Source organism: Acinetobacter sp. ANC 3929 (assembly GCF_000369405.1).
GTDB lineage: Bacteria > Pseudomonadota > Gammaproteobacteria > Pseudomonadales > Moraxellaceae > Acinetobacter.
Window position 1 is genome coordinate 201886 of sequence record NZ_KB850002.1, and the last position, 25056, is coordinate 226941.

The 25056-nt window shown below is 40.9% G+C and carries 28 protein-coding genes and 1 riboswitch; of the genes, 18 read left to right on the plus strand and 10 right to left on the minus strand.

Going from position 1 to position 25056, the window contains the following annotated elements:
* Positions 1 to 88 precede the first annotated feature (88 nt).
* From gspF to F909_RS00605, 3 genes are all read left to right on the plus strand, one after another.
* A complete protein-coding gene (gspF, locus tag F909_RS00615; protein ID WP_005154955.1) occupies positions 89 to 1294 on the plus strand; it encodes a type II secretion system inner membrane protein GspF in 1206 nt (401 codons plus the stop codon).
* A gap of 23 nt (positions 1295 to 1317) precedes the next feature.
* On the plus strand, positions 1318 to 1755 hold the full coding sequence (gene gspG / locus F909_RS00610; RefSeq protein ID WP_005154957.1) for a type II secretion system major pseudopilin GspG: 438 nt from the start codon (positions 1318 to 1320) through the stop codon (positions 1753 to 1755).
* A gap of 264 nt (positions 1756 to 2019) precedes the next feature.
* Positions 2020 to 2364 carry a hypothetical protein gene (locus F909_RS00605; RefSeq protein WP_005154958.1) on the plus strand — a complete coding sequence of 115 codons (345 nt, stop codon included), beginning with the start codon at positions 2020 to 2022 and terminating at the stop codon, positions 2362 to 2364.
* Between the two features lie 63 nt (positions 2365 to 2427).
* On the opposite strand, the gene F909_RS00600 is transcribed toward F909_RS00605, so the two are convergent.
* From F909_RS00600 to F909_RS00590, 3 genes are all read right to left on the minus strand, one after another.
* Positions 2428 to 2691 carry a DUF2798 domain-containing protein gene (locus F909_RS00600; protein WP_005154959.1) on the minus strand — a complete coding sequence of 88 codons (264 nt, stop codon included), beginning with the start codon at positions 2689 to 2691 and terminating at the stop codon, positions 2428 to 2430.
* Positions 2692 to 3037: 346 nt separating this feature from the next.
* Positions 3038 to 4597, minus strand: a complete 1560-nt coding sequence (lnt, locus tag F909_RS00595; RefSeq protein WP_005154961.1) for an apolipoprotein N-acyltransferase — start codon at positions 4595 to 4597, stop codon at positions 3038 to 3040.
* Positions 4594 to 5433, minus strand: coding sequence for an HlyC/CorC family transporter (locus F909_RS00590; protein ID WP_005154962.1), 840 nt, complete (start codon positions 5431 to 5433; stop codon positions 4594 to 4596). Before F909_RS00590 ends, lnt begins: the two co-directional genes overlap by 4 nt.
* A gap of 175 nt (positions 5434 to 5608) precedes the next feature.
* On the opposite strand from F909_RS00590, the gene tusA reads away from it, so the two are divergent.
* The gene (gene tusA, locus F909_RS00585; protein ID WP_004802398.1) at positions 5609 to 5866 is read left to right on the plus strand and encodes a sulfurtransferase TusA; all 258 of its coding nucleotides are present in this window, start codon (positions 5609 to 5611) and stop codon (positions 5864 to 5866) included.
* A gap of 114 nt (positions 5867 to 5980) precedes the next feature.
* On the opposite strand, the gene F909_RS00580 is transcribed toward tusA, so the two are convergent.
* Positions 5981 to 7693: an electron transfer flavoprotein-ubiquinone oxidoreductase gene (locus F909_RS00580; RefSeq protein WP_005154964.1), complete on the minus strand. Its 1713-nt coding sequence runs from the start codon at positions 7691 to 7693 to the stop codon at positions 5981 to 5983.
* Positions 7694 to 7879: 186 nt separating this feature from the next.
* Between F909_RS00580 and F909_RS00575 the strand changes: the two genes are divergently transcribed.
* From F909_RS00575 to F909_RS00555, 5 genes are all read left to right on the plus strand, one after another.
* Complete coding sequence (locus F909_RS00575; protein WP_005154966.1) at positions 7880 to 8503, plus strand: DUF1285 domain-containing protein; 624 nt, start codon at positions 7880 to 7882, stop codon at positions 8501 to 8503.
* A gap of 43 nt (positions 8504 to 8546) precedes the next feature.
* Positions 8547 to 9434 carry a glutamate racemase gene (gene murI, locus F909_RS00570; protein WP_005154968.1) on the plus strand — a complete coding sequence of 296 codons (888 nt, stop codon included), beginning with the start codon at positions 8547 to 8549 and terminating at the stop codon, positions 9432 to 9434.
* Between the two features lie 97 nt (positions 9435 to 9531).
* Positions 9532 to 10560 carry a DUF4062 domain-containing protein gene (locus F909_RS00565; protein ID WP_005154970.1) on the plus strand — a complete coding sequence of 343 codons (1029 nt, stop codon included), beginning with the start codon at positions 9532 to 9534 and terminating at the stop codon, positions 10558 to 10560.
* Between the two features lie 70 nt (positions 10561 to 10630).
* Positions 10631 to 11647, plus strand: a complete 1017-nt coding sequence (gene hemH / locus F909_RS00560; RefSeq protein WP_005154980.1) for a ferrochelatase — start codon at positions 10631 to 10633, stop codon at positions 11645 to 11647.
* A gap of 29 nt (positions 11648 to 11676) precedes the next feature.
* On the plus strand, positions 11677 to 12321 hold the full coding sequence (locus F909_RS00555) for an MBL fold metallo-hydrolase (protein WP_005154982.1): 645 nt from the start codon (positions 11677 to 11679) through the stop codon (positions 12319 to 12321).
* A 53-nt stretch (positions 12322 to 12374) separates the two neighbouring features.
* Here the strand turns inward: F909_RS00555 and F909_RS00550 are convergent, their stop codons facing one another.
* Positions 12375 to 14111 carry a hypothetical protein gene (locus tag F909_RS00550; protein ID WP_005154992.1) on the minus strand — a complete coding sequence of 579 codons (1737 nt, stop codon included), beginning with the start codon at positions 14109 to 14111 and terminating at the stop codon, positions 12375 to 12377.
* Between the two features lie 259 nt (positions 14112 to 14370).
* A complete protein-coding gene (locus F909_RS00545) occupies positions 14371 to 14562 on the minus strand; it encodes a DNA gyrase inhibitor YacG (RefSeq protein WP_005154994.1) in 192 nt (63 codons plus the stop codon).
* Positions 14563 to 14653: 91 nt separating this feature from the next.
* Between F909_RS00545 and F909_RS00540 the strand changes: the two genes are divergently transcribed.
* From F909_RS00540 to F909_RS00520, 5 genes are all read left to right on the plus strand, one after another.
* Complete coding sequence (locus tag F909_RS00540; protein ID WP_005154995.1) at positions 14654 to 15298, plus strand: class I SAM-dependent methyltransferase; 645 nt, start codon at positions 14654 to 14656, stop codon at positions 15296 to 15298.
* The gene (locus tag F909_RS00535) at positions 15291 to 16493 is read left to right on the plus strand and encodes a TIGR03862 family flavoprotein (protein ID WP_005154996.1); all 1203 of its coding nucleotides are present in this window, start codon (positions 15291 to 15293) and stop codon (positions 16491 to 16493) included. The genes F909_RS00540 and F909_RS00535 overlap by 8 nt, the downstream gene beginning before the upstream one ends.
* A 118-nt stretch (positions 16494 to 16611) precedes the next feature.
* Positions 16612 to 17874 carry a C4-dicarboxylate transporter DctA gene (gene dctA / locus F909_RS00530; protein WP_005154997.1) on the plus strand — a complete coding sequence of 421 codons (1263 nt, stop codon included), beginning with the start codon at positions 16612 to 16614 and terminating at the stop codon, positions 17872 to 17874.
* Between the two features lie 126 nt (positions 17875 to 18000).
* Complete coding sequence (locus F909_RS00525) at positions 18001 to 18411, plus strand: GFA family protein (RefSeq protein ID WP_005154998.1); 411 nt, start codon at positions 18001 to 18003, stop codon at positions 18409 to 18411.
* An 18-nt stretch (positions 18412 to 18429) separates the two neighbouring features.
* Entirely contained in the window at positions 18430 to 19068 is a 639-nt protein-coding gene (locus tag F909_RS00520; RefSeq protein ID WP_005155001.1) for a flavin reductase family protein, read from the plus strand.
* A gap of 48 nt (positions 19069 to 19116) precedes the next feature.
* Here the strand turns inward: F909_RS00520 and F909_RS00515 are convergent, their stop codons facing one another.
* A complete protein-coding gene (locus tag F909_RS00515) occupies positions 19117 to 19734 on the minus strand; it encodes a TetR/AcrR family transcriptional regulator (protein WP_005155007.1) in 618 nt (205 codons plus the stop codon).
* Between the two features lie 212 nt (positions 19735 to 19946).
* Here F909_RS00515 and F909_RS00510 point away from each other — a divergent pair, with 212 nt between their 5' ends.
* Complete coding sequence (locus tag F909_RS00510) at positions 19947 to 20690, plus strand: SDR family NAD(P)-dependent oxidoreductase (RefSeq protein WP_005155008.1); 744 nt, start codon at positions 19947 to 19949, stop codon at positions 20688 to 20690.
* 71 nt (positions 20691 to 20761) lie between these two features.
* Here the strand turns inward: F909_RS00510 and F909_RS00505 are convergent, their stop codons facing one another.
* Positions 20762 to 21094: a HopJ type III effector protein gene (locus tag F909_RS00505; protein ID WP_005155009.1), complete on the minus strand. Its 333-nt coding sequence runs from the start codon at positions 21092 to 21094 to the stop codon at positions 20762 to 20764.
* 139 nt (positions 21095 to 21233) lie between these two features.
* On the opposite strand from F909_RS00505, the gene F909_RS00500 reads away from it, so the two are divergent.
* The 3 genes from F909_RS00500 to F909_RS00490 all read left to right on the plus strand — a co-directional run bounded on the left by F909_RS00500 (position 21234) and on the right by F909_RS00490 (position 23098).
* Positions 21234 to 22091, plus strand: coding sequence for a DUF2071 domain-containing protein (locus F909_RS00500; RefSeq protein ID WP_032878351.1), 858 nt, complete (start codon positions 21234 to 21236; stop codon positions 22089 to 22091).
* An 80-nt stretch (positions 22092 to 22171) separates the two neighbouring features.
* Positions 22172 to 22238, plus strand: a riboswitch (Fluoride riboswitch).
* Between the two features lie 133 nt (positions 22239 to 22371).
* Complete coding sequence (gene crcB, locus F909_RS00495) at positions 22372 to 22752, plus strand: fluoride efflux transporter CrcB (RefSeq protein WP_005155019.1); 381 nt, start codon at positions 22372 to 22374, stop codon at positions 22750 to 22752.
* Positions 22753 to 22768: 16 nt separating this feature from the next.
* Positions 22769 to 23098 (plus strand): DUF190 domain-containing protein, encoded by a 330-nt coding sequence (locus F909_RS00490; RefSeq protein WP_005155029.1) that lies wholly within the window; start codon positions 22769 to 22771, stop codon positions 23096 to 23098.
* Between the two features lie 98 nt (positions 23099 to 23196).
* Here F909_RS00490 and F909_RS00485 read toward each other — a convergent pair whose 3' ends face one another.
* Together F909_RS00485 and F909_RS00480 are read right to left on the minus strand one after the other, a co-directional pair.
* Complete coding sequence (locus F909_RS00485) at positions 23197 to 23451, minus strand: type B 50S ribosomal protein L31 (RefSeq protein WP_005155032.1); 255 nt, start codon at positions 23449 to 23451, stop codon at positions 23197 to 23199.
* A 207-nt stretch (positions 23452 to 23658) separates the two neighbouring features.
* Positions 23659 to 24951, minus strand: a complete 1293-nt coding sequence (locus tag F909_RS00480; protein ID WP_005155035.1) for an ABC1 kinase family protein — start codon at positions 24949 to 24951, stop codon at positions 23659 to 23661.
* Positions 24952 to 25056 lie beyond the last annotated feature (105 nt).

The window sequence follows — 25056 nt, forward strand, 5'->3', positions numbered from 1 at the left end:
CGATGAATTTCTTGTGAAACTCATGTATTTCATTGCAAACACGGATGCAATAGCAACAACAACATTTTGGGACAATTAGAACAGAACCATGCCTGCTTATCAATTTACCGCTCTTGATGCCTCTGGAAAGCAACATAAAGGTGTGCTTGAAGGGGATTCTGCACGTCAAATTCGCCAACAGTTACGCGATAAAGCATGGACACCGATTGCGGTTGATGCCGTTGAACAAAAAGACAAACAGCAACAGCGATCATGGTTTAAAAAAAGCTTTAGTGCTTATGACTTAGCATTGATGACCCGTCAGCTTTCCGTTTTAGTTGCCGCAGGTATTCCATTGGAAGAAGCCTTGCGTGCAGTCAGTAAACAAAGTGAAAAATCACATGTCCAAAATTTATTGATCGCCGTGCGTTCCAAGGTTCTTGAAGGACATTCACTGGCAAAAAGTATGCAGCAATCAGGTCGGTTTCCTGAGCTATATATTGCAACGGTAGCAGCCGGGGAACGTTCAGGACATCTAGATCTGATTCTAGATCAACTGTCTGATTACACCGAAAATCGTTTTGCCATGCAGAAAAAGATTCAGGGCGCAATGATCTATCCGATTGTGCTGATGCTGATGTCTTTCGGGATTGTGATGGGGTTGATGACTTATGTCGTGCCTGAAATCGTCAAAACCTTTGAACAAAGCAAAGAAGCATTGCCTTGGATCACGGTCGCATTGATGAAAGCCAGCGCCTTTATTCGGCATACTTGGGTTGGCATGCTGATTCTTGCCTTTATTGCCATGATTCTATTTACCCGATTTTTAAGAACCAATGCAGGGCATTATGCATTTGACCGATTAACGCTCAGATTGCCACTATTTGGTAAACTTTCACGTGGTATAAATGCTGCACGTTTTGCCAGTACTCTGTCCATTTTAACGCGTTCTGGGGTGCCTTTGGTTGAAGCTCTACGTATCGGCGCTGAAGTCAGTAATAACTGGGTGATTCGTGATGCAATTGAAGTGGCAATGGAGCGTGTAACAGAAGGTGGTAATTTGGCAACACAATTGGAACGTTGCGGTTATTTTCCCCCGATGATGGTACAAATGATTCGAAGTGGTGAAGCCTCAGGTGAACTGGATCGGATGTTAGATCGGGCGTCGACCATGCAAGATCGTGAAGTGACCACCTTTATTTCAACTTTACTGGCGCTACTTGAACCCTTGATGCTGATTTTTATGGCAGCAATTGTATTGGTGATTGTGATTGCGGTAATGTTGCCAATTATTAATATGAACAATATGATCTAATGAGTGACATGTAAGAGATGAAAATGAAGAATCAAAAAATGTATGTGAAGCAATCTGGCTTCACGTTAATAGAAGTGATGGTTGTTATTGTAATTCTAGGTGTTTTGGCTGCACTGATCGTTCCAAACGTCATGGGTCGTGGTGAAAAGGCTAAAGTGGATACCACCAGTATTACCTTAAAAGGTGTCGCGGGGGCTTTAGATCAATATAAATTAGATAATGGTCGTTACCCATCGATGCAAGATGGCGGCTTAGATGCATTGGTAAATCAACCTGCTTCTGCGAAAAACTGGTTACCAGGTGGTTATGTCAAAGGCGGCTATCCAAAAGACAGTTGGGAAAATGATTTACAGTATGTCATTCCAGGCCGTGAAGGTCGTTCATTTGATTTATATTCGTTTGGTGCGGATGGTAAAGAAGGTGGCGAAGGCAATGATGCCGATATTTATTATCAGCCATAATGTAGAATAAAATATCACTTCACTTCTGAATTAAATAAATAGAAAGTGAAGTGATAATATTTCTTAATTAAATAAAATAATATAACTGTTTGAAAAATATAAGAAGAATAAAACATTAAATATGTGAGAGTTATAATAAGAATTATTCCCATATTTGATAGTTACAAGAAAAAGAAATTATGCAGAAAAATAGACTATTTCTTTAGATCAAAGCTTTGCATAATAAATTCAAGCCATTGAAACAATAAGATGTGGAGAAATCAGATGAAAGCATTCTTTATGTTGGATGAACTGAATCAGTTTCATTGGGCAATGCTTAAATCTGTATTGCTCATTTTAACTTTATTACCCATTAGTGAAGGTGCTTTGACATTATGGCAAACCACTGAGGGAAGTAGCCAGATTATGATTGGTTTCTTTGCATTAAGCATGTTCAGTGCATGGTTTGTCTTGTGCTTTTTGAGTGCTTTAAAAACTACAGTTTGGAGTAATAAAGAGCTGATTTCAAAATATGAACAGCTGCTGTTTAGTGCTTATCGCTATATTCCAATGTTATTTTTATCTAGCTTGGTTGCTTATTTAACTATGCAGTTTTTTATAGCAATATAAATATTTTAGACTGTCTAAGGCCAAAAACGTAGATATGAGATCTACGTTTTTTATTTGTCTAATTTAAGTGGGCTGAACAATCAGCATAGTGATTTTTCGGACTATAGGTAATACCAAAAGCAGGACTGGAAAAGCAATGATCCAAGAAATCCCCCAGGCTGACATCCATGTATGAACAGAAAATTGTTCAAAGCCAATACTGCGTAATGTACTAATACATGACACGATAAACGTCATGATGATTGATAGGAAGAAAGGTAAAACAACTGAGGCGTAACGATTTGGAATCTTTTGAAAACGGAAAGAAGAAGATTGAGAATTTTGCATTTTTACTCCGTAAACCAACAAAAGCCAATGCCTTATCAAAGATATAAATATCTTGATTAAAATTGTTCCAAGTCTTGTTGGAGATATGTTGGGCACGTTGATTGACGTAAACGTTTACGGCTTTTTTTGATCAGCAGAGTTAATCTAACACAAATATTTGAAATTACAAATCAGAAAGAGGGTATTTCCTTAACACTATAGGCCTTTGTTCTTACTAGTAATTATTTAAGTAGGGAAGAGAAGCAGATACCGTAAGTTCAGTGAAAGATTGAGTCATTGGTTTTTGGGTAGGTTGTCCTTTGTGCCCCAGAATTTGAGATCTCTGGAGGCACAAAGTTATTTTAGTTTATCGACGGGATTTGAAAGTGATATCAACTTTACGTGGACGATAGATCCATCCCATAACTAACAATAATAGTGAGAAAATCAGGATTGGGTAATCGCTTAAACGATTGTATAGCGTTTGCCCTTGCATAGCTGGTAAATCGCCACGCAACACGACCTCTTGATCCATTGGCGCTTGTTTGACGATATGACCATTGTGATCGATAAATGCAGTTACCCCTGTATTGGTGGCACGAATAAACCAGCGACCATTTTCTTTGGCACGCATCTGTACCATTTGTAAATGTTGCCAAGGTCCAGCCGTCCTTGTAAACCACGCATCATTCGATACTGTAATTAAAAAGTCACTATTAGACGCATTACGACGGGTCAGGTTTGGATAAGCCACTTCATAGCAAATGGCGGCTGCCAGTGCATGACCTTTTACCGTCAGCGGTTTTTGATTGGCTTCACCACGAGAAAAGCCACTCATGCTGACATCATTCTGCATCGCAGGAAGTACCCATTTCAGCATCCCTGACAATGGAATATATTCACCAAATGGCACTAAACGTTGTTTTTTATACAAGCCTTGTGAATCACTACCTGAAGCCATAATACTGTTGTAATACAGCGGCTCGCCAGCTTGCTGTGATTTAGGTAGGTCCCAGTAAGGAATCCCTGTGACCCAAGCGGTATCTGTTTTTTTCGCTTGCGCAGCCATAGCATCCAAAAACTCTGGAATATCCGTTTGGAACATCGGAATTGAGGATTCAGGCCAGACAATTAGATCACGGCCCCATTCAGCACGAGTGAGGTTGGCATAAATTTCTAAGGTTTTAATTTGATATTCGGTTAACCATTTCAAGTCTTGTGGAATATTACCTTGAATGAGTGAAACACTGAGTGGTTTAGCGGCTTTAGGTTGCACAAATTGAATAAATCCAGCCCCCCAAGCACCTAGTACCAAGAGTGCTGAAGGAATTGCCCAAAACCAGCGACGATTTAAAATTTCGACCAAGGCACAGGCCAGTACAATCACCACGAAAGAAACAGCATAGACGCCAAATAAAGGCGCATAGCCATCGAGTAAGCGTTCAGTGAAGGCATAACCTGCAAACAACCATGGAAAACCTGTAAATACCCAAGTTTTTGCCCATTCAAATAACACCCAGAGTGGGGCGAAAGTTAATGGTGTTTCTGGGAAGAAGCGACGATACAGCCATGTCTGAAAAGCCGTAAATAAGCCCATTGCGGCTGCCATAAAGACAATCATCAAAATGCTTAAAAAGGCATTGGTATCCCCGTAGGTATGGATCGAGGTGTACAACCAAAATGCGCCGACAAACCATAAACCAAAACCATAGGCCCAACCGAGTGCAAAAGCTTGTCGAGGGCTACGTTGGCGTAATACTGCATACAATAATGCAGGCGATAAAATCGCAAGCCACCAGAAATAATATGGGGCTAAAGCCAAACTAAAGATTGCACCCGAAATGAGTGCAATCAATAGTGGAAAAATAAAAGGAAGCTGTTTCTGCGGTTGAGACGAATTTAACAGCTTTTCAAAATAGGTTCTCATTGACGGACAGCTCGAATCAGATGAATAGTGCGTGCATCTGCTTCAATAATGGTAAATTGCCAATCGCCAAGCTCAATGGTTTGACCTTGTAAATCGCTCACTAAACCAATCTCTTGCAGCAGTAAACCGCCCATAGTTTCAACTTCATCGTCAGAAAAATCTGCATCTAAAATTGTGTTGAAGTGTTCGATTGGTGTAAGTGCCTGCACAATCCAGGTATTGGCTGTGGTCGGGTCATTATCTGGCACGATATATAAGGCTTCTTCATCTGCGATATCGTGTTCATCTTCGATTTCACCGACAATCTCTTCCAGAATGTCTTCAAGTGTGACTAAACCAGAAGTCGAACCATATTCATCGATGACAATTGCAATATGGGTCTGGGTATTTTTTAACATGCGTAATACTTGGTCTGAACGTGCACTTTCAGGTACAAATACAGGCTGACGCATCAGTGAACGAATATCAACTTTAGTATTGCGTTCAGTTAAAAAAGGTAAGAGATCTTTCGCTAATAAGATACCAACGACATTATCCGTTTGATCCGCAGAGAATACTGGGAAGCGCGAATGTGCTGAATCAATCAGCACATGCAGAATATCAAGTAATTGATCATCTTCCTGTAAGCTGATAATCGCTGTACGCGGCGTCATGACTTCTCGAATCTTTGTTGCTGGCAGATCGAGAACACCCTCAAGCATAGCAACAGTATCTGGCTCTAAAAAGCGACGTGAGTCTTGAACTAACTTGAGTAATTCATCGCGGGTTTCAGGTGCGGTACCTAACCATTTTCTTAAGCCACGCATACCCCACGACGGACTGGATTCCTCGACCATGATCTTTCCTAAAGACTCTCTATATCAATTAGATGATTTTCATCATACCGAAGATAAAGCGGATATGCATCAATAATACTATGTAAAAAACGTACAGTTTTTCAAAAAGCTGATGATGATTTTCATATCAGCAGTTTATGCTAAAATGTGAAAATTCGAATATTTGAGTTTTATGATGTCTGAACAACCAAAACTTCCTGCTGTTCAAATCAATACGCGAGGTTTACGTTGCCCTGAGCCTGTGATGATGTTGCATCAAGCCATTCGCAAAGCCAAGTCTGGCGATATTGTTGAGGTATTGGCCACAGACCCTTCAACATCATGGGATATTCCAAAATTTTGTATGCATCTTGGCCATGAATTGGTATTGAAAGAAGAAAGTCAGGATGAAAACAGTAATACTGAATATCGTTATTTAGTGCAGAAGGGTTAACTGTCCTTTTAGCCAAATAAAACGAAAGCATAAAAGAATCCGAGTCTAAACTCGGATTCTTTTATTTTGAATTACATGTTTGGATATGAGAAGCGACTAAAGCTTCGCAAGGAATTACATATTCGGATAGTTCGGACCACCACCACCTTCTGGTGTTACCCAAGTGATGTTTTGTGAAGGGTCTTTAATATCACAAGTCTTACAGTGTACGCAGTTTGCTGCGTTAATCTGGAAGCGTTTCGAACCATCATCATTTTCCATGATTTCATAAACACCAGCAGGACAGTAGCGTTGAGCAGGCTCATCCCATTTTGGTAGGTTTACATCAACTGGAATAGATGGATCAGTCAACTTTAAGTGTGCTGGCTGATTTTCTTCATGTACGGTATTTGATACGAATACAGAAGATAAACGGTCAAAGGTCAGCTTGCCATCAGGTTTCGGATAGTTCGGCTTAAACGTTGAAGCATCTACAGTTTTAAGTACCGCAAAGTCTTGCTTAAGATCATGCAAAGTGAATGGCACTTTAAAGATGTTTTGATCGATAAAGTTGAATGCACCACCAATCCATTGACCAAATTTGTGCATTGCTGGACCAAAGTTGCGCGAGCTATATAACTCTTCTTTTAACCAAGAATTGTTATATTTATCGGTATAAGCAGTGAGCTCTTTGTCAAAGTGGTCTTCGCCTTCAAGCACACGTGCAATCGCAAGATCACCGCCTTTTGCAACGCCTGCAGCAATTGCTTCAAAGACTGCTTCACCACACAACATACCTGATTTCATTGCGGTGTGTGAGCCTTTGATTTTTGAGAAGTTCAAGAAACCAGCATCATCACCAATCAAACAACCGCCTGGGAAGGTGAGTTTAGGTAAAGCATTGAAGCCACCTTTCACAACCGCACGTGCGCCGTAAGAAATACGTTTGCCGCCTTCAAGGAATTGTTTGATGGTTGGGTGTGTTTTCCAACGTTGCATTTCCATAAATGGGTACATGTGTGGATTTTCATACGATAAATCCACGATCATACCCATGGTCACTTGGTTGTTTTCTGCGTGATATAACCACCAGCCACCAGTAGAACCTGTTTCAGACAAAGGCCAACCTGCACCATGCATCACTAAACCTGGTTTGTGTTTTGCAGGGTCGATTTCCCAAAGTTCTTTGATTCCGATACCGTAATGTTGCGGATCAGCATTTTTATCTAGATTGTATTTAGCAATCAGGCGCTTACCAAGGTGACCGCGGCAGCCTTCAGCAAATAATGTATATTTGGCATGCAGCTCATAACCTGGCGTGAAGTTGTGTGTTGGCTCACCATTTTTGCCAATCCCCATATCACCAGTTTGGATACCTTTTACCGTACCATCTTCATGATAAAGTACTTCAGCAGCAGCAAAGCCCGGGAAGATTGAAACTTCCAGTTCCTCAGCTTTTTGACCTAACCAACGAACAACGTTACCAAGGGAAACCACATAGTTTCCATCGTTGTGCATTGATTTAGGCACCATCCAATGCGGCATTTTTTGTGCTTTGCTATCAGACAGTAAGAAATATGTTTCGTCGCCCGTTACAGGGACATTCAGTGGCGCACCTTCTTCTTTCCAGTTCGGAAATAATTCGTTCATGGCACGTGGTTCAAGTACAGCACCAGAAAGGATATGCGCACCTACTTCAGAGCCTTTTTCAACAACACATACAGAAAGATCAGGTAGGTTGTTTTCAATCGCTAATTGACGAATTTTAATCGCAGCAGATAAACCCGAAGGTCCTGCGCCAACGATCACTACGTCAAACTCCATCGCTTCACGTTCGATGTGTTCCATGTAGGACTCCTCATATTTTTAAGGGTGGCAACCGTAATATTGCGATTCGGTGCTGCCATGAGTGTTCTGAATTGCCGAACACAAATGATAGTATGTGCTCGCAAACGTTTGGGCTAGTATAGTTTTAAACCTTGGTCTCGCCAATTGGCTGAGCGGTCATATTTTCTCGTCATCAAGGCATAAACTATGATAAATGAAAATGATTCTCCACAAAACCCTTTAGAAAATCAGGGAAAAATCATGTTTTCTGATGATAAAAACTTAATGGACATTGCACAATACATAAAAGATGTACAGCAAAGTCACAAAAGGTCAATTCCCCCATTAGACCAGTGGCATCCGAAGCATTGCGGCAAAATGGATCTACGCATAAAAGCCAATGGTGAATGGTGGCACGAAGGTCAATTGGTCAAGCGACAAGCACTGCTTGACCTGTTTAGCAAAGTGCTATGGAAAGAAGATGGCAAATTCTATCTCAAAACCCCCGTTGAACAGATTGAAATTGAAGTCGAAGATGAGCCTTTGTTGATTAATCAGGCAGATCAGGTGGAAATTGAGGGTAAAACCTATTTACAACTGACCACGATCAATCAGGATGTGGTGATTGTCGATGAGCAACATCCCATTTTTATGCGTGAATATGACGGTGAGTTAAGACCTTATGTGCATGTTCGTTTTGGGATGAATGCCTTGATCCAGCGCCAGAGTTTTTATCATCTTGTAAACTACGGCAGCTTGTCTGAAAATGCGCAAGGCGAGACGGTTTTAACACTAAAAAGTGGTGATTTGGTCTTGCATTTGAGCACCTGAGGTTTAAGCTTAAAAGAGAGAATAAACCAATGCCTAAGTGTGTATGACAGCTGTTCAATCGATGCCTCTTTTACTCAATCCTATGCCGCATGCATCATCAGATGCGCCTATTGGTGTTTTTGATTCAGGGGTGGGTGGACTATCGGTTGCGCAAGAGATTGCTCGACATTTGCCCAATGAGCAGATTATCTATTATGCCGATACGGCACATGTCCCGTATGGGGCACGTAGCGATCAGGAAATCCGCCAACTCACAGCTCAGGCGATTGAATGGCTATATCGTCAAGGCTGCAAAATTGCGGTTGTGGCGTGCAATACCGCTTCGGCATTTAGCCTGGATTATTTGCGAGAGCACTATGGTGAGCGATTTCCAATTGTTGGCTTAGTGCCTGCATTGAAACCCGCAGTGATTCAAACCCAGTCAAAAGTTGTAGCGGTACTGGCGACACCTGCAACCTTTCGCGGTCAGTTGATCAAAGATGTCATCTCTAAATTTGCGGAGCCTGCTGGTGTTAATGTTTTAACAGTCACGAATTTAGAATTGGTTCCATTTGTAGAAGCTGGTCAGGAAATGAGTCCAGCGTGTTTAAATGTCTTGCAACAGATACTACAACCTGTGGTTGAGCAGCGTGCTGATTATTTAGTGTTGGGATGTACCCACTATCCATTTCTAAAACAAGCGATTCATCAGATTTTTGCAGAAAAATTAAAATTAATTGATTCTGGACAAGCAGTTGCACGACAAACTACCTATATTTTAATTAAAAATGGGTTATTATGTGACAAATTGCGTCATAACATTACCCGTATTGAATGTTATGTCAGTGGTAACAATGCTGTTGCACTGCAACCAGTCCTTCAGCACCTAATACCAGAACAATTAACATGGAAAGTTAGAAATTTGGACGATCTAGGTGTTTCTCATACCTAAAATCGAGCCAGTTTTATATATTTTATTGGGGAATAGCTGTTAATAAAAATCAAGATGCATACTTGATATTATTGATAAATGAATTGGGGCTTAGCCTATGCAAGATACTCGTTATCAAGTCTTTATTTCTACCTCTGGCAATGAAATGCAGCCAGAGCGAGCGGTTTTGGCACAAACTCTTGTGGGAATGGGATTCCTGTCTTGGGGTTTAGAACAACGGACACCTTTAAGTACATCAATTGCACGTCGTCAAATTGATGATTGTGATTATGTAGTGATTCTCTTGGGCAGCCAATACGGTGAACAATCGGTTTCAGGCGTGGGCTATATGCATCTGGAATATATTTATGCGATGACCAAACAGAAGCCTGTGATTGTGTTTATGCATGAAGAACCAGAATCGCGTGATGTAAAACTACATGATCATAAATCTGAATTAAAAGAAAAATTTAAAGAATTTAGGAAGCAACTTCAACATGAAGTTGACCAAGTATTCTGTTATCGCACGCTCAGAGATTTAGAGTTGGCCGTGCGTTCCAGTATGCCGCAGATGCTAGAGCGTTATCCTGTCGTGGGTTGGGTACGTCCACAAAACACACAGGTATTACGTGATGAAATTGATGCATTGCGTGCCAAAGTGAAGCAGCTTGAAACCGAGTTGGGTAATCGTGAAGCAGATCCGCTGACCAATGTACCCAAAGTCTCCATGCATGAACTCTATTCATTTGAATATCGTATGCATGCCTATCAAGATGGTAACTTCAAGGAAGTTAAACCGCATCGTAAAATGACTTGGGCACAATTGTTAAACGTTTTAGGTACAGCATTTGTGATACCTACACCTGAAGAATATTTTTCCAAAAGAATGAATGAATATTTGAATGAAACAGGTTTGGACGACGCGCGTAAAGAAATGCCTCGAGCGCATGCGGTGTCGCGAGCACAGGTGAATATTCGTGCTTTGCATGAGATCAAGTTACAAATGCGTCAAAATGAATGGATTGTGCCAGCTGGGCGGGATGACCGGCAACGTATGTTGTGGCAACTGACTTCTAAAGGGCAGAAACTGCTGGAAAGTAATGTCTTGGATAGCAATCGGGTTTTTCAATTTAAAACCATGCATTAATCCAATTTAGAAAAAAGCCCTAAAACTGCTAAAGTAATTGGATGAACTCAATGAAAAGCGGATACGGTCTATGTTAGTGACACAAAAACCAAAAGTGACTGTGATTCTGGCCAATCTTGGAACACCAGATGCAGCCACTGTGCCAGCAGTACGACGCTTTCTAAAGCAATTTTTGTCAGATACGCGTGTGATTGAGATTCCCAAGTTACTTTGGTGGATCATCTTACATTTATTTGTCCTAACCTTTCGTCCAAAACGTGTGGCTGAAGCTTATGCTTCGGTTTGGTCAAATGACTCACCCATGCGTGAAATTGTATTGGAGCAAACACTGCTGATTAAGCAGCGTTTACAAGAAGAAAATCATCAGTTTGATCTTACCGTTGTCCCTGCAATGACCTATGGTCAACCCAGTATTCATGATGTGCTTGATCAACTGGCGCAAACACCACAAGAGCATGTCATTTTATTACCCTTGTTCCCACAATATTCTGCGACCTCAACTGCACCTTTATATGATGCCTTTGCCAAATGGATTCCACAGCAGCGTCATTTACCTGGGATTACCCTGATTAAGGATTATTATCAGCATCCTCTATTTATTCAGGCGTTGGTAGATAGCGTATTAAACTATCAATTGCAGCATGGGAAACCTGAAAAATTACTCATGTCGTTCCACGGTATTCCTCAGCCTTATGCTGATAAAGGTGATCCTTATGCGGATCGTTGTCGAATGACCGCCCGCCTAGTTGCAGAGGCTTTACATCTGCAAGAACATGAATGGGCGATCAGCTTCCAGTCACGTTTTGGTAAGCAAGAGTGGGTCAAGCCCTATACGGATCAGGTGTTACAGCAATGGGGTGAGCAAAAGGTTCAGTCTGTGCAGGTGATTAGTCCTGCATTTTCAGCCGATTGTTTGGAAACGCTGGAAGAGTTGGCGATACAGAATAAAGAGATTTTCCAGCACGCAGGCGGTGGAGATTATGCCTATATTGCTGCCTTGAATGCAGATCAATCACATATAGATTTGCTTGCCAGTCTGGTTCAGGCTAATCTTGATGCACTCACTCATACCTTAGCCCATCGTTAAATCGACGCTTTATTTCGCCAGAGGTTTCTATGTTACAAGTCAAAATTGTCCCTGTTACTGCATTTGCCCAAAACTGCTCAATTTTGTGGGACAGTGAAAGCAAAGAAGCGATTTTGATTGATGCAGGCGGTGATGCGGCTGTACTAAAAAAAGAAGTGGAAACCTTGGGTTTAAAGGTCAAGGCACTGTGGTTGACCCATGGGCATCTTGATCATGCAGGCGCAGTCGGTGAGTTGGCTGAAGCGTGGAAGATTCCTGTGATTGGCCCACATAAAGAAGATCAATTTTGGTTGGATATGATTCAGGAAGTCTCGGCACGTTATGGTTTTCCGATCCCACAACCTGTAAAAGTTGATCAATGGCTTGAAGGTGGCGAAGTATTAAAGCTCGGTGATGATGAGTTTGAAGTCCGTTTTGCACCTGGGCATACCCCAGGTCATGTGATGTTTTATAACGCTAAACATGGCTTGCTATGGACTGGCGATGTACTGTTTAAAGGTTCGATTGGGCGTACAGACTTTCCAAAAGGTAATCATCAACAGTTATTAGACTCGATTCAACGTGAATGCTTTAGTTTGCCTGATGCAACGCAATTTATTTCAGGGCATGGACCAATGAGTACCATTGGTTATGAAAAGCAATTTAATCCATTTGTTGCAAGCAAAGCAGGTTAATCTTTGGTTTCAGCTTCTGTATAAAGATTGGAATTTATACAGAAGCTTGCTGTTCAAATCGTTTCCAGCCATTTTTGATTGGCAAGATTCACATCAAAATTCAGACTATTACAAATTGTTTGTAAATCAAAAGAGGCTTTGTCTTCGGGGATCTGAATCAGAATGGGTAATCTTGTAATACCATTGTCCCCAGTCGGGAAAGCATAATGGCGTTCTTTATGGTTGATCGAGATAAGTGATTCAAATTCTAAATACACAATCAGAGAAGGAAAGCGGCGTTGAATGCGAATAATTTCCTGATGCGCATGTCTTTTGATTTGTGAGGTTTTTTCTTTTAACTTGATAATATTATCTTTAATTTTCTGAGGCTTGTTTAGCAGTTTACTCAGAAATGACGCACTTTGTTTTAGTTGTCGTTGATTTTCTTTTAATTCTGAAAATGCATCTTTATATTCTTGTAAGCAACTGATACTGATATCTTTAAGAATATTGGTCGGTTCTAATGCTTCTGCATGGTGCTTTTTCCATTCCTCATAAGAAAAAACAGTAAATACATCTGCATGCCGTTTTTGTAACAAGGTGGCATAAGATTTAAGTCGAGCGATGAATAGATTGACCTGTTTATTGAAGATGATCGAAGGCTGCGAGTGAAACTCAACAAAATGGCTGATCAGATCGTCTAGCGTTTGTTTGACACTCAGATACAGATAGCTGCATTCATCACTATGATGAACAGCATGTTTTAAGGCATCTGCGACTGGCTCAAGAATATTGCGACATAACTTTTGTTCAAAATCAATGAGTCGCTGTTCAACCAACTTTTCAATAAAAACCCCCTGAGGATTGAGAGGTTCCATCAAAAATGGAATCAGAGTTTTATTGGCGTAGAGTTCGATTTGGCGAACAACATCAGAAACATATTGGTTGACCTGTTTATCAATGGTAATGATGTGACTCACTTGCCATTGGAATTGTTGATGCAATGACTCGTTTTCGATCTGGTCTAAATCTAAAATGGCAGCATTAAAATAAACGTTCTCGCAGGCTTCAAATTGTTCTTCTTGTAAAAATCGCCGAATTGAAAAGGTATTTGTTAATCCTTCCTTACTTGGTGAGAGCGCAAAAATATATCGAGAGGTTTTCACGATATCCAGCTGTCGAGATTTCTGCTGCTTATATAAAAAATATTTAAGAATATGAGGCTTTTCTTCTCGCAGTTGATGCGAACGAACGATGTTAAAAGAATATTTGAGTAATTGTTGTTTTAAAAATACTTCACTAATAAATGTCTTAATAATATCCGTATTGATATTGCGTTGATTGTTGGGGAGTTGAATTCGTTCTTTTGCCAAGATAATTTGTGCAGCAGCATAAATAAATTCTTTTAACACCTGCTTTTTTTGCGCTTCTAGATCAAAGTCATCTTCGGTATTGATACGATGGATTTGGCTGAGCATATTTTCTAAATAATCAGAAATTTCATAGATATCATTGTATTGTTTTAATTTTTCTAAAGAGTTGGCAATGGTTCTGACCAATACTTTCATGGGTGCATCTTGAATTTTTTCTGCCAGTAGATGGATGTCATGTTTGGCCAAATAACAAAAGCTATTCTCTTTTCGATTCCAATGGATTTTTTTCAGTTGCAATATTTGTTGGCAGATATATTCGCAGTCTTCATGGGAGCATGTGGCAAAAAGTGCCTGTAAATGAGTCTGCCAATTGGCATCTAAGTTAGGATCAATTTGGTTGACCAAAACCTTCAGTTGATAGGGAATATACTGATTCATTATTACATCCTAGTAAGTCTAAATATTTTTATTAAACAAACTGATCCCTATAAAATTTTGAGTAAAGCTGGATCAGTGTGAGCGATAAGTTGTCGTGTTATTTGCTATTTTTATTCAATACAATGTCTAGCTTAAGATTTGCACAGGGTCATCAAAAAGTAAATTACTGTGATGTAAATCACACATCTAAAATATGTAAATTTTTATTAAAATGAATCTAAGTGGAGTTAAATTTAATTTTTTTGAAAAATGAAGATGATTAGTCTTCATAATCATCTTCATTGCGTTTCTGGTCTGCCTGTGGTGCATCTTGTGTTGGCAGTTTGTATTCATCACTGGCCCAGGCACCAAGATCGATCATCTTACAACGTTCTGAACAGAACGGACGAAACGCATTCGCTTCCCAAGTACTGGTTTCACCACAACGTGGGCAGGGGAATGTACGTGGCATAGAAAATTCCTAAAACATAGAGCAAATAGATTAGGCAAAAGTAAGGTGAGTTGTTAGACTTGTGCCGATTTCTAGATAGTTTGATGAGATTATGTCGATTCGTCAATTTCAAGCGCAACGTATGCAAGCGCCTCGTGATTTTGTTGCCATTCCCAATACGCCGATTTGCGTTGAAATTGGGGCGGGAAAAGGCAAACATGCTTTGCTGTTTACAGGGCAAAACCCGCAAACCACGTTGTATGCAATTGAGCGAACCAAAGAAAAATTTGTGGCGATGCAAAAACAGCATCAATTAGAACCACGTGAATATCTAAATCCGATTCATGCCGATGCCTTGCCTTGGGTGGTGCATGCGTTATTCCCGGCACAAGTACAACAATTTTTTATTCTCTACCCTAATCCAGAACCGCATAATCCAGCGCAGCGCTGGCTGAATATGCCATTTTTCGAATTTCTTCTTTCACGCCTTCAACCGAATGGCACAATTACTTTGGCGAGTAATATTCCTGAATATATTGATGAAGCGGAACAACAATTAATTGAAGTATGGAAATTACCTTACGAAAAACAAAACATTGCAGCAGATTCTGCCCGAACCCATTTTGAAATCAAATATTTAGAACGTGGTGAGCTTTGTCAGCAGCTGATCATTCGCAAGTCAGAAGATTACTCAACCCGTTTTGATGATTTTGCGCCGTTACAAGGTCAAAATGCCCCAGAGCATCGCGATGCCTAAGCGTGTTGCCATTATTGGTGCGGGTCCAGCGGGTTTGATGGCTGCTGAAGTACTCAGCCAATACGATTATGAAATAGAAGTGTTTGAGCAGAAACCTTCGGCTGCACGTAAGTTTTTAATGGCCGGCAAGACGGGGCTGAATATTTCACATGCTGAACCTGTTGAAGCTTTTATCCAGCGTTATGATCAGGCGGAATGGTTAGCACCTTGGGTTAAACAATGGGATGCGCAATGGATTCAGGACTGGATGCAGGGGTTGGGGATTGAGTCCTATGTCGGCAGTTCAGGACGCGTCTTCCCTGTAGAAATGAAAGCAGCACCGTTACTCCGTGCTTGGTTAAAGCGATTGATGAATGATGGCGTAAAATTTCATTATCGTCATCGTTGTGTGGATTTATCCAACAATCAACTCATCATAGAGAATCAGACTCAGCAATTTAGTGAAACTTATGATGCGATTGTGTTGGCCTGTGGTGCGGTATCATGGCCGCAATTGGGGAGTGATGGGGCATGGCAGCAGTGGCTACCAAAGCATGAAATTGAGCCATTTCAAGCCAGTAATGCTGGTGTCCTGAAAACATGGTCACCATTTATGCAGGAATGTTTTGGACAGCCGCTGAAGCGCGTCAATGCTTGGGTATGGCCTGAACAACAAACACATGGCGATATTATTATTACTCACTATGGTTTTGAGAGTGGTGTGATTTATAAATTGGGTCGTGATCTGAGAATGCAGCTTGCCCAACAGCAACCACTACAATTGCATCTGGATTTGCTTCCAGATATCAGCGTTGAACAGTTAGAAAACAAACTACAGGGCAATAAAAAGCAGTCTCTCACCAATCTTTGGCGTAAAGCAGGGTTGGATCAGGTTAAAATTAATCTGCTTCGGGAAATTGTCGATAAAAGCTTATGGTCAGATGCCAAGCAAATAGCTCTGCAGATCAAGCATCTCAGTATTTCTTTAGATGGCTTCCGTCCAATCGAAGAAGCAATTAGCTGTGCGGGCGGGGTGAAGCAAGAGGTGTTATCTCCACAACTGCAATTGCAATCTCATCCTTATGTGTTTTGCTGTGGTGAAATGCTGGACTGGGATGCACCGACAGGTGGCTATTTATTGACAGCCTGTTTCGCAACTGGGCGTGCAGCTGGAGAAGGTGTACATCAACTGTTAGACCGTAGCTCTACAAGATGATGTTTTTAAAAGCATTGATTAAATTTCATGTATTTTTCATGTTCTAAATAACTCTATTTCTATCTATTGGCGAGTTTCTTGCAGTGTTGATATTTATCTTTTTGTTGATGAATGTTCAATGTTGCGAAAGTTCAAGTCCAGCCTATTTGCTCAAGTTGTTTTTGCATTAATTTTCGGTATTGTTATTGGAATCTGCTTTCACGATTTTTCTTTGGCTTTAAAACCATTAGGGGATGGCTTTATTGCGTTGATCAAGATGTTGATTGCGCCTATTGTTTTCTGTGTGGTTGTGCTTGGGCTGTATGGCGCAAATGACATTAAAAAAATGGGAAAGGTTGGCGCAAAAACAATTCTATATTTTGAAGTTGTGACCAGTATTGCACTGATTTTAGGGATTGTGATCGCCTATATATTCAAACCTGGTGTTGGTATGAATATTGACATCACGAAGCTAGATGGCAAGGATTTAAATGTTTATACCGAACGTGCACATAGTATCAGTTCGGGATCAGATTTTTTACTCCATCTTATTCCTAAAACATTTGTAGATGCTTTTACCAGAGGGGATATTTTACAAGTTTTACTGATTGCGATTTTATTTGGTGTCGCGTTATTACTGATTCCAAAACATTTAGCAGAACTGGTTTGCAAGGCAATTGAAGCATTTTCTGAAGTCTTTTTTAAAATGATGGCTTTGATTATTCGTCTCGCTCCAATTGGTGTATTGGGTTCGGTTGCTTATACCACCGCAAAATTTGGAATAGATTCGCTGGTCCAACTCGGCTATTTAGTCTTATTATTTTATGTGACTTGTCTTCTATTTGTGCTGATTGTTTTAGGTGGCATTCTTAAAGTTGCAGGATTAAATATATTCAAGTTTCTCAATTATTTTAAAGCAGAGCTGTCCATCGTATTGGGAACGGCATCATCTGATTCTGTATTGCCACAGATCATGAAAAAGTTGAAAAATCTGGGGATTCAGGATTCAACGGTAGGCTTGGTTATTCCTACAGGTTATTCTTTTAATCTTGATGGATTTTCTATCTATCTAACCCTTGGGGTCATATTTATTGCGCAAGCCTGCAATATTGATTTATCCATGCATGATCTACTCGCAATTTTATTGGTTTCTTTAGTGACCTCAAAAGGTGCACATGGTATTCCTGGCTCAGCATTGGTTATTTTGGCGGCAACTTTATCGGTCATTCCGAGTCTTCCAACCATTGGTTTGGTTTTATTGTTGTCAGTGGATTGGTTCATTGGAATTGTACGTGCATGTACCAACTTGATCGGGAATTGTGTGGCAACAGTTGCAATCGCGCATTGGGAAAAGGATATCGATCATGCACAGGCCCAAAAAGTATTAAATCAAAGCGTTTAGCTAAACCACTTTTTTGCATGATTGTCTGAGTAAATCAAAATGTTCTGATGAAATACCATTTGTAATTTGCATGGTGATGAGATCTAGCCTATATTTTTAGTGGAAAATTCATCCAAGGAATTCGCAATGTCTCAAGCTTCACCCGTGTATCGTGGCAGTTGTTTATGTGATGGGATTCATTATGAGATCGATGGCGAAATTGGTGAGATTATACAATGTCATTGTCAACGTTGCCGTAAGGCCAATGGCACTGCGTATGCAACCAATGCGCCGATTAGCAATACCGCTTTTAAAATTGTAAAAGGTGAAGAGCTTGTTAAAAAGTTTGCTGCTTCAGGCGTGTATCGCTGGTTCTGTGGCGAATGTGGTTCCCCTTTAATCAGTTCGCGCGATGCCCAGCCTGAGCTTTATCGTTTAAGAATAGGGACCTTAGATACACCATTACAGCAAAAGCCAAGTATGCATATTTTTGCTGCCTCTAAAGCAGAGTGGGATTGCATTGCGGATGATTTGCCTCAATATGCTGAACGTCCTTAAATCGGATCTATTTTTACGATGATTTTTGAGACCTCTGATTTAGAGCCAAATGATATCTATCGACTCTTGGTCGGTGGTATTTCACCGCGACCGATTGCATGGATTAGCACGCTCTCTGCGGATGGTGTGGCAAATATTGCACCCTATTCATTTTTTAATGTCGCCAGCTGTAACCCGCCCATTTTATGGTATTCCCAAGTCAACCCACGAAATGGTCAGGATAAAGACACCATTCGTAATTTGATTGATACTCAAGAGTGCGTAGTGCATATCGTAAATTCACAATTGCTGGAAAAGATGAATTTATCTTGTGCTTTATTGCCCCCAGAGCAAAGTGAATTTGAATTTGCCGAGATTGAGTCTGAATCAAGCCATTCAGTTGCAGTTTTATCCGTTAAACAAGCACCTATTCGCTATGAATGTCAGTTAAGAGAAGTCCTTCAACTGAGTACGCTTCCATCAGGTGGCACAGTGGCTTTGCTGGATGTGAAATCGATTTATGTCGATGATCAACTTTGGGACGGACAGATGATTGATCAGCAACAACTCGATAGTGTCGGGAAAATGGGGGGCGATTTTTATAGTTTAACGACAGATTTGCGTACACTTGCCAGACCCGTCGTTTCATCAACAGATGAGCATAAAAAAGGAGGTTAAATACCTCCTTTTTTATTATTTTGCAGTTTAAATCGGAGACCACGTTCATCATTTTATGGATGCAGTACGTGCATCCCAATCACGCATAAGCTCTGTTACTGCATGATTGAGTACAGTACCCGACACGCCATCGCGAGCTTGCATTGATAATCCGAGTAGAAAACTATGCAAGCTGGCAGCATAAGCACAAACTACTGTATCGGCTGGAAGGTTAAGTGTATCCACAGCACGTTGTATACATTGTTGGAACTTTTCGCGAGTTTTTGCACGTTGCTTGCTGAGAAATTTTTGAATACGTTCATTTTCGGGGGAGCAGGCACCTGCGGACAATACCAAGAGACATCCTTTCGGGTGATTAAGCTCAGTTTGCATCTTTGCAGAGCGGCGTAATGCGAGTTCGATGGCTTCTCGTGGTCTAAGGTTTTCATCCCAAAGACTGGAAATGACTTGACCATGTGTGTCAAGGTAATGCTCGACCACTTCGTGGAATAGTGCTTCCTTTGAGCCAAAGGCCGCATAGAAGCTCGGTGCAGTAATGCCGCCTCCAATGTTTGATTTAAGTAGTGACAAGGACGTCGAATCATAACCATATTCCCAAAACAGGATCATTGCCTGTTGGATGGCTTCATCACGATCAAAGGTACGTGGGCGGCCCATTTGCGCCATTTGGAACTCCTCTTTTATTGATATATATACTAGTCGATACAAAAGTCGTTGACAAGGTTTGTGCAGAGGCTTACATTTATATCGATCGATACATATATTGGTGGAGAATTAGGTCTTTCAATCTCATTGTTGCTTTCGGTGCTTGTGGATGAATAGAGATGAGCTTGTAGACCGCTGGATCCCCGTTTCATCCTAAAACAGGAATTTTCATAATGAATAAGACACTCACAGGAAAAGTTGCACTGGTTACAGGTGGAAGTCGCGGTATCGGTGCTGCTATTGCTCGGCTGTTAGCTGCACAGGGCGCAGATGTGGCGATCACTTACAGTCGATCAAAGGAGCAGGCACAGGCAGTTGCAGAGCAGATTCAGGCATTAGGTCAACGTGCCGAAGTAATTGCAGCGGATGCCATTGATGCAACACAGGTTATCGCTGCGGTGGATACAACTGTGAGCAGACTTGGACGATTGGATATTCTGGTCAATAACGCGGGTAATTTTCTGACCGGACATATTGATCAGCTCACACTTGATGATTATGACCAGACCATGTCCGTCAATTTACGTGCAGTGTTTGCAGCGACGATGCAGGCAAGCAAATATTTACCTGATGGTGGGCGTATTGTCTCGATTGGGAGCTGTCTTGCTTCAAGGGTTGGTCGTGAAGGTATTAGTTTATATGCAGCCAGCAAAGCAGCTTTAGTGGGCTTGACCAAGGGCGTAGCACGAGATTTAGGCAAGCGTGGGATTACAGTCAATCTAGTTCAGCCAGGACCAACCGATACCGATATGAATCCTGCTGATGGCGCTCATGCAGATGCAGTTCGAGCTACTTTAGCATTATCCGCTTATGGGCATCGCGAGGACATCGCCGCAACGGTACTTCATTTGGTGGGGGAAAGTGGACGCTATATTACTGGTGCAGCCATTGATGTAGATGGTGGTTTTAATGCTTAAAATGACAGAATAAAAATAACTTTCTATTGAATAAAAGAAGGGAAAAGGAGGTTAAATACCTCCTTTTTTTCTTATTTTGCAGTTAAAGCTTCACCTTCAAATTTTACTCCATCCCAGCCATTCTGCATAAACTGACGAATATTCTGGTGGTCTGTTGCTTCAGGCGTGGCCAACACAGACGCATAGTGTTCTGCAAATAAACTTAATGTATCCGCTTGATTTAAATCTTCAATTTTAGCAAAGCTCAGTACTTTTGCACTGCCTTGATTTTCAGTCGCAGCATTGAATTGCGCACCATTTTGGAATGCTGTTGGTGTATGTTGGTAACGTGCTTCGATAAAAGCCAATACATCTGCAAATTTTGCTGAGCCATCTTTAAGTTGTGCCAATAAGCTTTGAGCCATTTCTAAAATTCCATGGTTATAAAATCAATGGCAGCATCATAACATTGAAAATGTAGAAGAGAAGTCGATCGATCTCTGAACTAGACGTTATAGTGTTGGCAGTTTATGCTCAGAGCGGTTATGAAAGTATTGAATAATAATGAATCGACATCATTTTAAATTACCACCATCCAAACCTTTATTTCGATTTCTAGCACCCATTTTAAGTTGCCGATTGTTATTACAATTGCGCCGTTTGATGATGCGAATATTGCCGTTTATGCCTTTGCAGAGCCGCGTCAGCAATATTGTGTATTTGTCGTGGCTGGTGGATGTTGAACTAGTACGTCAGCACTATCCGCAATCTGTACCGCTCTGGGAAAAAAATGGCAAAACTATTTTTACGATTTTAACCTATCAACATCATCATTTTGGATTTAAGTTTTTCGGTTGGCTACGCAAGTTAATGCCTTCACCTCGGCAAAGTAACTGGCGTTTTTATCTGGATGAGTCGCAGCCAAAGACTGTGATTTTTGAGCAGGTCATTGTTGATCAAGCACTCTATGTGATCGGTGGTCGCCTTGCCAGTGATGTGATGCCAGCACAATATGCTTCGTTGTTTGAACATCAATTCGATGAGCAAAGGCTGAGTATTCATACTGAACTTAAAGTGGATGAGGATTATTGCTTAATCAGTGATGTACACATCACGGAAGAGAAACAATTACCGACCAAGTGGCAAATGCTATTTCCGTCATGGGAGGAAGCTGTTCGATTTTTGGTAGACCAAGATCATGCATGGGCAGAATGGGGCGATCAACCTGCACGAATGTCGCAAGGCGATATCAAAATGCCGTTTCAGTTTCAGCAGATTCAGGCCACCAAGATTCGTACCTTGCAAGCTCCGCAATTATTGCAACAATTTGGCTTAGATGACACCGCAGAAGCCTTTGCTTTTGTTGTACCTGCCTTAGACTTCTATGTGGTTGGGGAAAAGATTTTGTCTACATCGAACTAAATTGTGGATAACTTTATGTTTATACACAGTTCAACTCGAGTTGAAAACATGGGTTGAGTTGATTAAAAAATATGTTATTTTAGAACAAAGGAGATGGCATTCCTCCTGTCACAAACCGCCATAATGGCTAATGATGCCTACGTTACCCTGAACAGGGGGCGTAGGTTCGTGCGTGCTCTGTTCTCATGTTTGGAGTTCGCCCATGAAAAATCTTCAGAACAATATTTATAATTCTATGTCTATTGTCGCTTCTACTCCAATCTTGTCTTTGGAGTAAACTATGTACTATCCATTACTTTCAATTGCACTTGGTTCGGTATTAGGTGCATGGTTGCGTTGGTTCTTAGGTCTAAAGCTGAATCCGATTTTCCCCAATATTCCTTTGGGGACAGTCACGGTTAATTTTGTCGGTGGCTTTATTATTGGTTTTGCAATTTCTTATTTTTCTCAAAGTTCACTGAGTCCTAATTATAAACTGTTTGTGATTACAGGCTTTTGTGGGGCACTCACAACATTTTCGACCTTTTCTGCCGAGATTCTTGCCTTATTACAAAGCGGTAAGTTGGGTTATGCCTGTGCAGCAATTTTGATTCATGTGTTGGGGTCGTTGCTGTTTACTATGTTGGGAATGAGTCTGCATCAATGGCTCAGTGCAGCATAGTTGAGGAGTAGTTGTAATGAATGGATTTTTAATTACGTTTTATACTGCCCAGAATCGTAACTATCAGGGTCAGCCGATCAGCGAATGGCTATTGGCTGTCGCAAAACAAATGAATTTGCGTGGCGCAACGGTGCTTGCTGGACTGGGAGGCGTTGATCATCATGGTTTATTTCATTCCGCCAGTTTCTTTGAATTGGCGGATCGACCTGTGCAGATTCAGTTTGCAGTGACCGATGAGCAGGCAACAGAATTAATGAATTATCTGAATGACAAAGAAATCTCTTTGTTTTATGTCAAAACACCGATTGAATTTGGTGTCGTTGGGCGAGTAGCGACAGATTCCTAGCTTAAGGAATTTAGATATAAAAAAAGAAGTCTAAGTGGAGGAGAGATAACCTTAGACTTCTAATGTTTACAGCCTAGTGTGTGAAACTTAACTGAAGATTAACTATTGCGGTTAAAACGTGCAAAGCGTTTGTTAAAGCTTGCGACACGTCCTTCATTACTTGCCTGACGTACTTCACCGGTATAAAACGGATGCGATGCACTTGAAATATCAAGGGTCACGTAAGGATAAACTTTACCTTGATACTCACGAGTTTGTTTACTTTGCAGGGTACTGCCAATTAAGAAGTAAGTATCCGCATTGGTATCGTGAAACAGCACTTGTTGATAGGTCGGATGAATACCTTTACGCATTTTGAATGACTCCTATTGTTTGTAGAAATGTTATAACATAACAATATATGCCGTCAATCTTGTTTATTTCAAGTTTTGCTGGCGCTTATTTGTAAATAATGGTCAGCAAGTATGGAAAATGGCGCTTTGTATAAGCCCATTGATTGATTAAACCATTGATTGTGATTGAAATAAAAATGCCAATCAGATGATTGGCATTTTTATGTATTAGTTTGGCACTAATTCTTCAAACAAGTCATTGAGATTGTCATGCACCTTGAGGTGAATAAGATTCCAGTAATGCCCAGAAATGGTCCGATTGACCATGAGCGTGTCAGGAGAGGGTTTAAACACATCCCAGTATTTCAATGATTGTTTGACCAGACGTACACCATCATGATGAGATGAGTTTTCGGCAAAATCATAATGTGTACTTAGAGGACGCAACAGAATTTCAATCCATTGCGTATACAGCTCACTTGGAAATTTCTGCTTTTCGGCAATCGAATGCAGTTCCACCAGTAAATCTTCAACTTGAGCAATATCTTCTTGTCGTGCTGCATTCACCAATGCTTTAAAGTGCTGAATGATTTCAGGTGATAAGGTTTTTACACTGCCATAGTCATAAATAATCACGCTGCCATCTTCACGGAATGCAAAGTTGCCTGGATGTGGGTCACAATGGAATCGCTTCAAGAAAAACATTTCCTGCCCTAAGGCACGAATCAGGCGACGTCCGATTTGATTTCGTGTTTCAACCGACCATGTACTTGCTGTTTCAATCGACTCACCTTGTTCAAGACTGAGAGTTAGTACCCGACGAGAAGAATAGTCTTTATATACGGTGGGGATAATAATTTGATCATCGAGCTTTTCATGGAAGGTTTTAAAGACTTCTAGATTTTGTGCTTCGATTTCATAGTTTAATTCGGCAGAGAGACTGTCTTGGATTTCCTGAAACAGTTGATCTTGCAATTTTTTATCAATCTTTAAAACACCCATTAAGCGTAAGGCAAGACGTACTTGTTTTAAGTCACTTTCACAGGCTTGATCGACCCCAGGATATTGCACTTTCACCACCACAGCCTGACCATCTGGCAGCACTGCACGATGTACTTGTCCAATTGAGGCGGCAGCAAAAGGCTCTGTTTCAAAAGAGCTAAAAATCTGGTTTAACGGTTTACCCAGCTCTTTTTCAACTTGTTGCTGAATGGCTGAAAAGGGCATGGCTGGTGCTTGACGCTGTAATTTTGCAATTGCTTTCGCCACTTCTGGTGGGAAAATATCTTTATATTGTGAGGCGATTTGCCCAACTTTCATGACTGCACCTTTCATTTCCCCCAAGGTGTCTGCAATCTGCAAACCGATGTCCTGAAACAGTTTGCTACGCGCAGCATTTTTTTGTTCTTCGTCTGCTGTGAGATTTCGAATGGAATTGGCAACACTTTTACTGGCAATACTTGCGGTCATGCCAGCCAGTTTCAAAAAACGTCTACTGGGAGAGCTTGCATGCTTTGCCATATGCGCTTGACCTCGATCGATCTAGTTTCAAAGTGATACCTTGATCATAGGCGACAAAACTTAAATTGCCTATAACAAAATGTTAAGTGATGTAAGCATGGAATA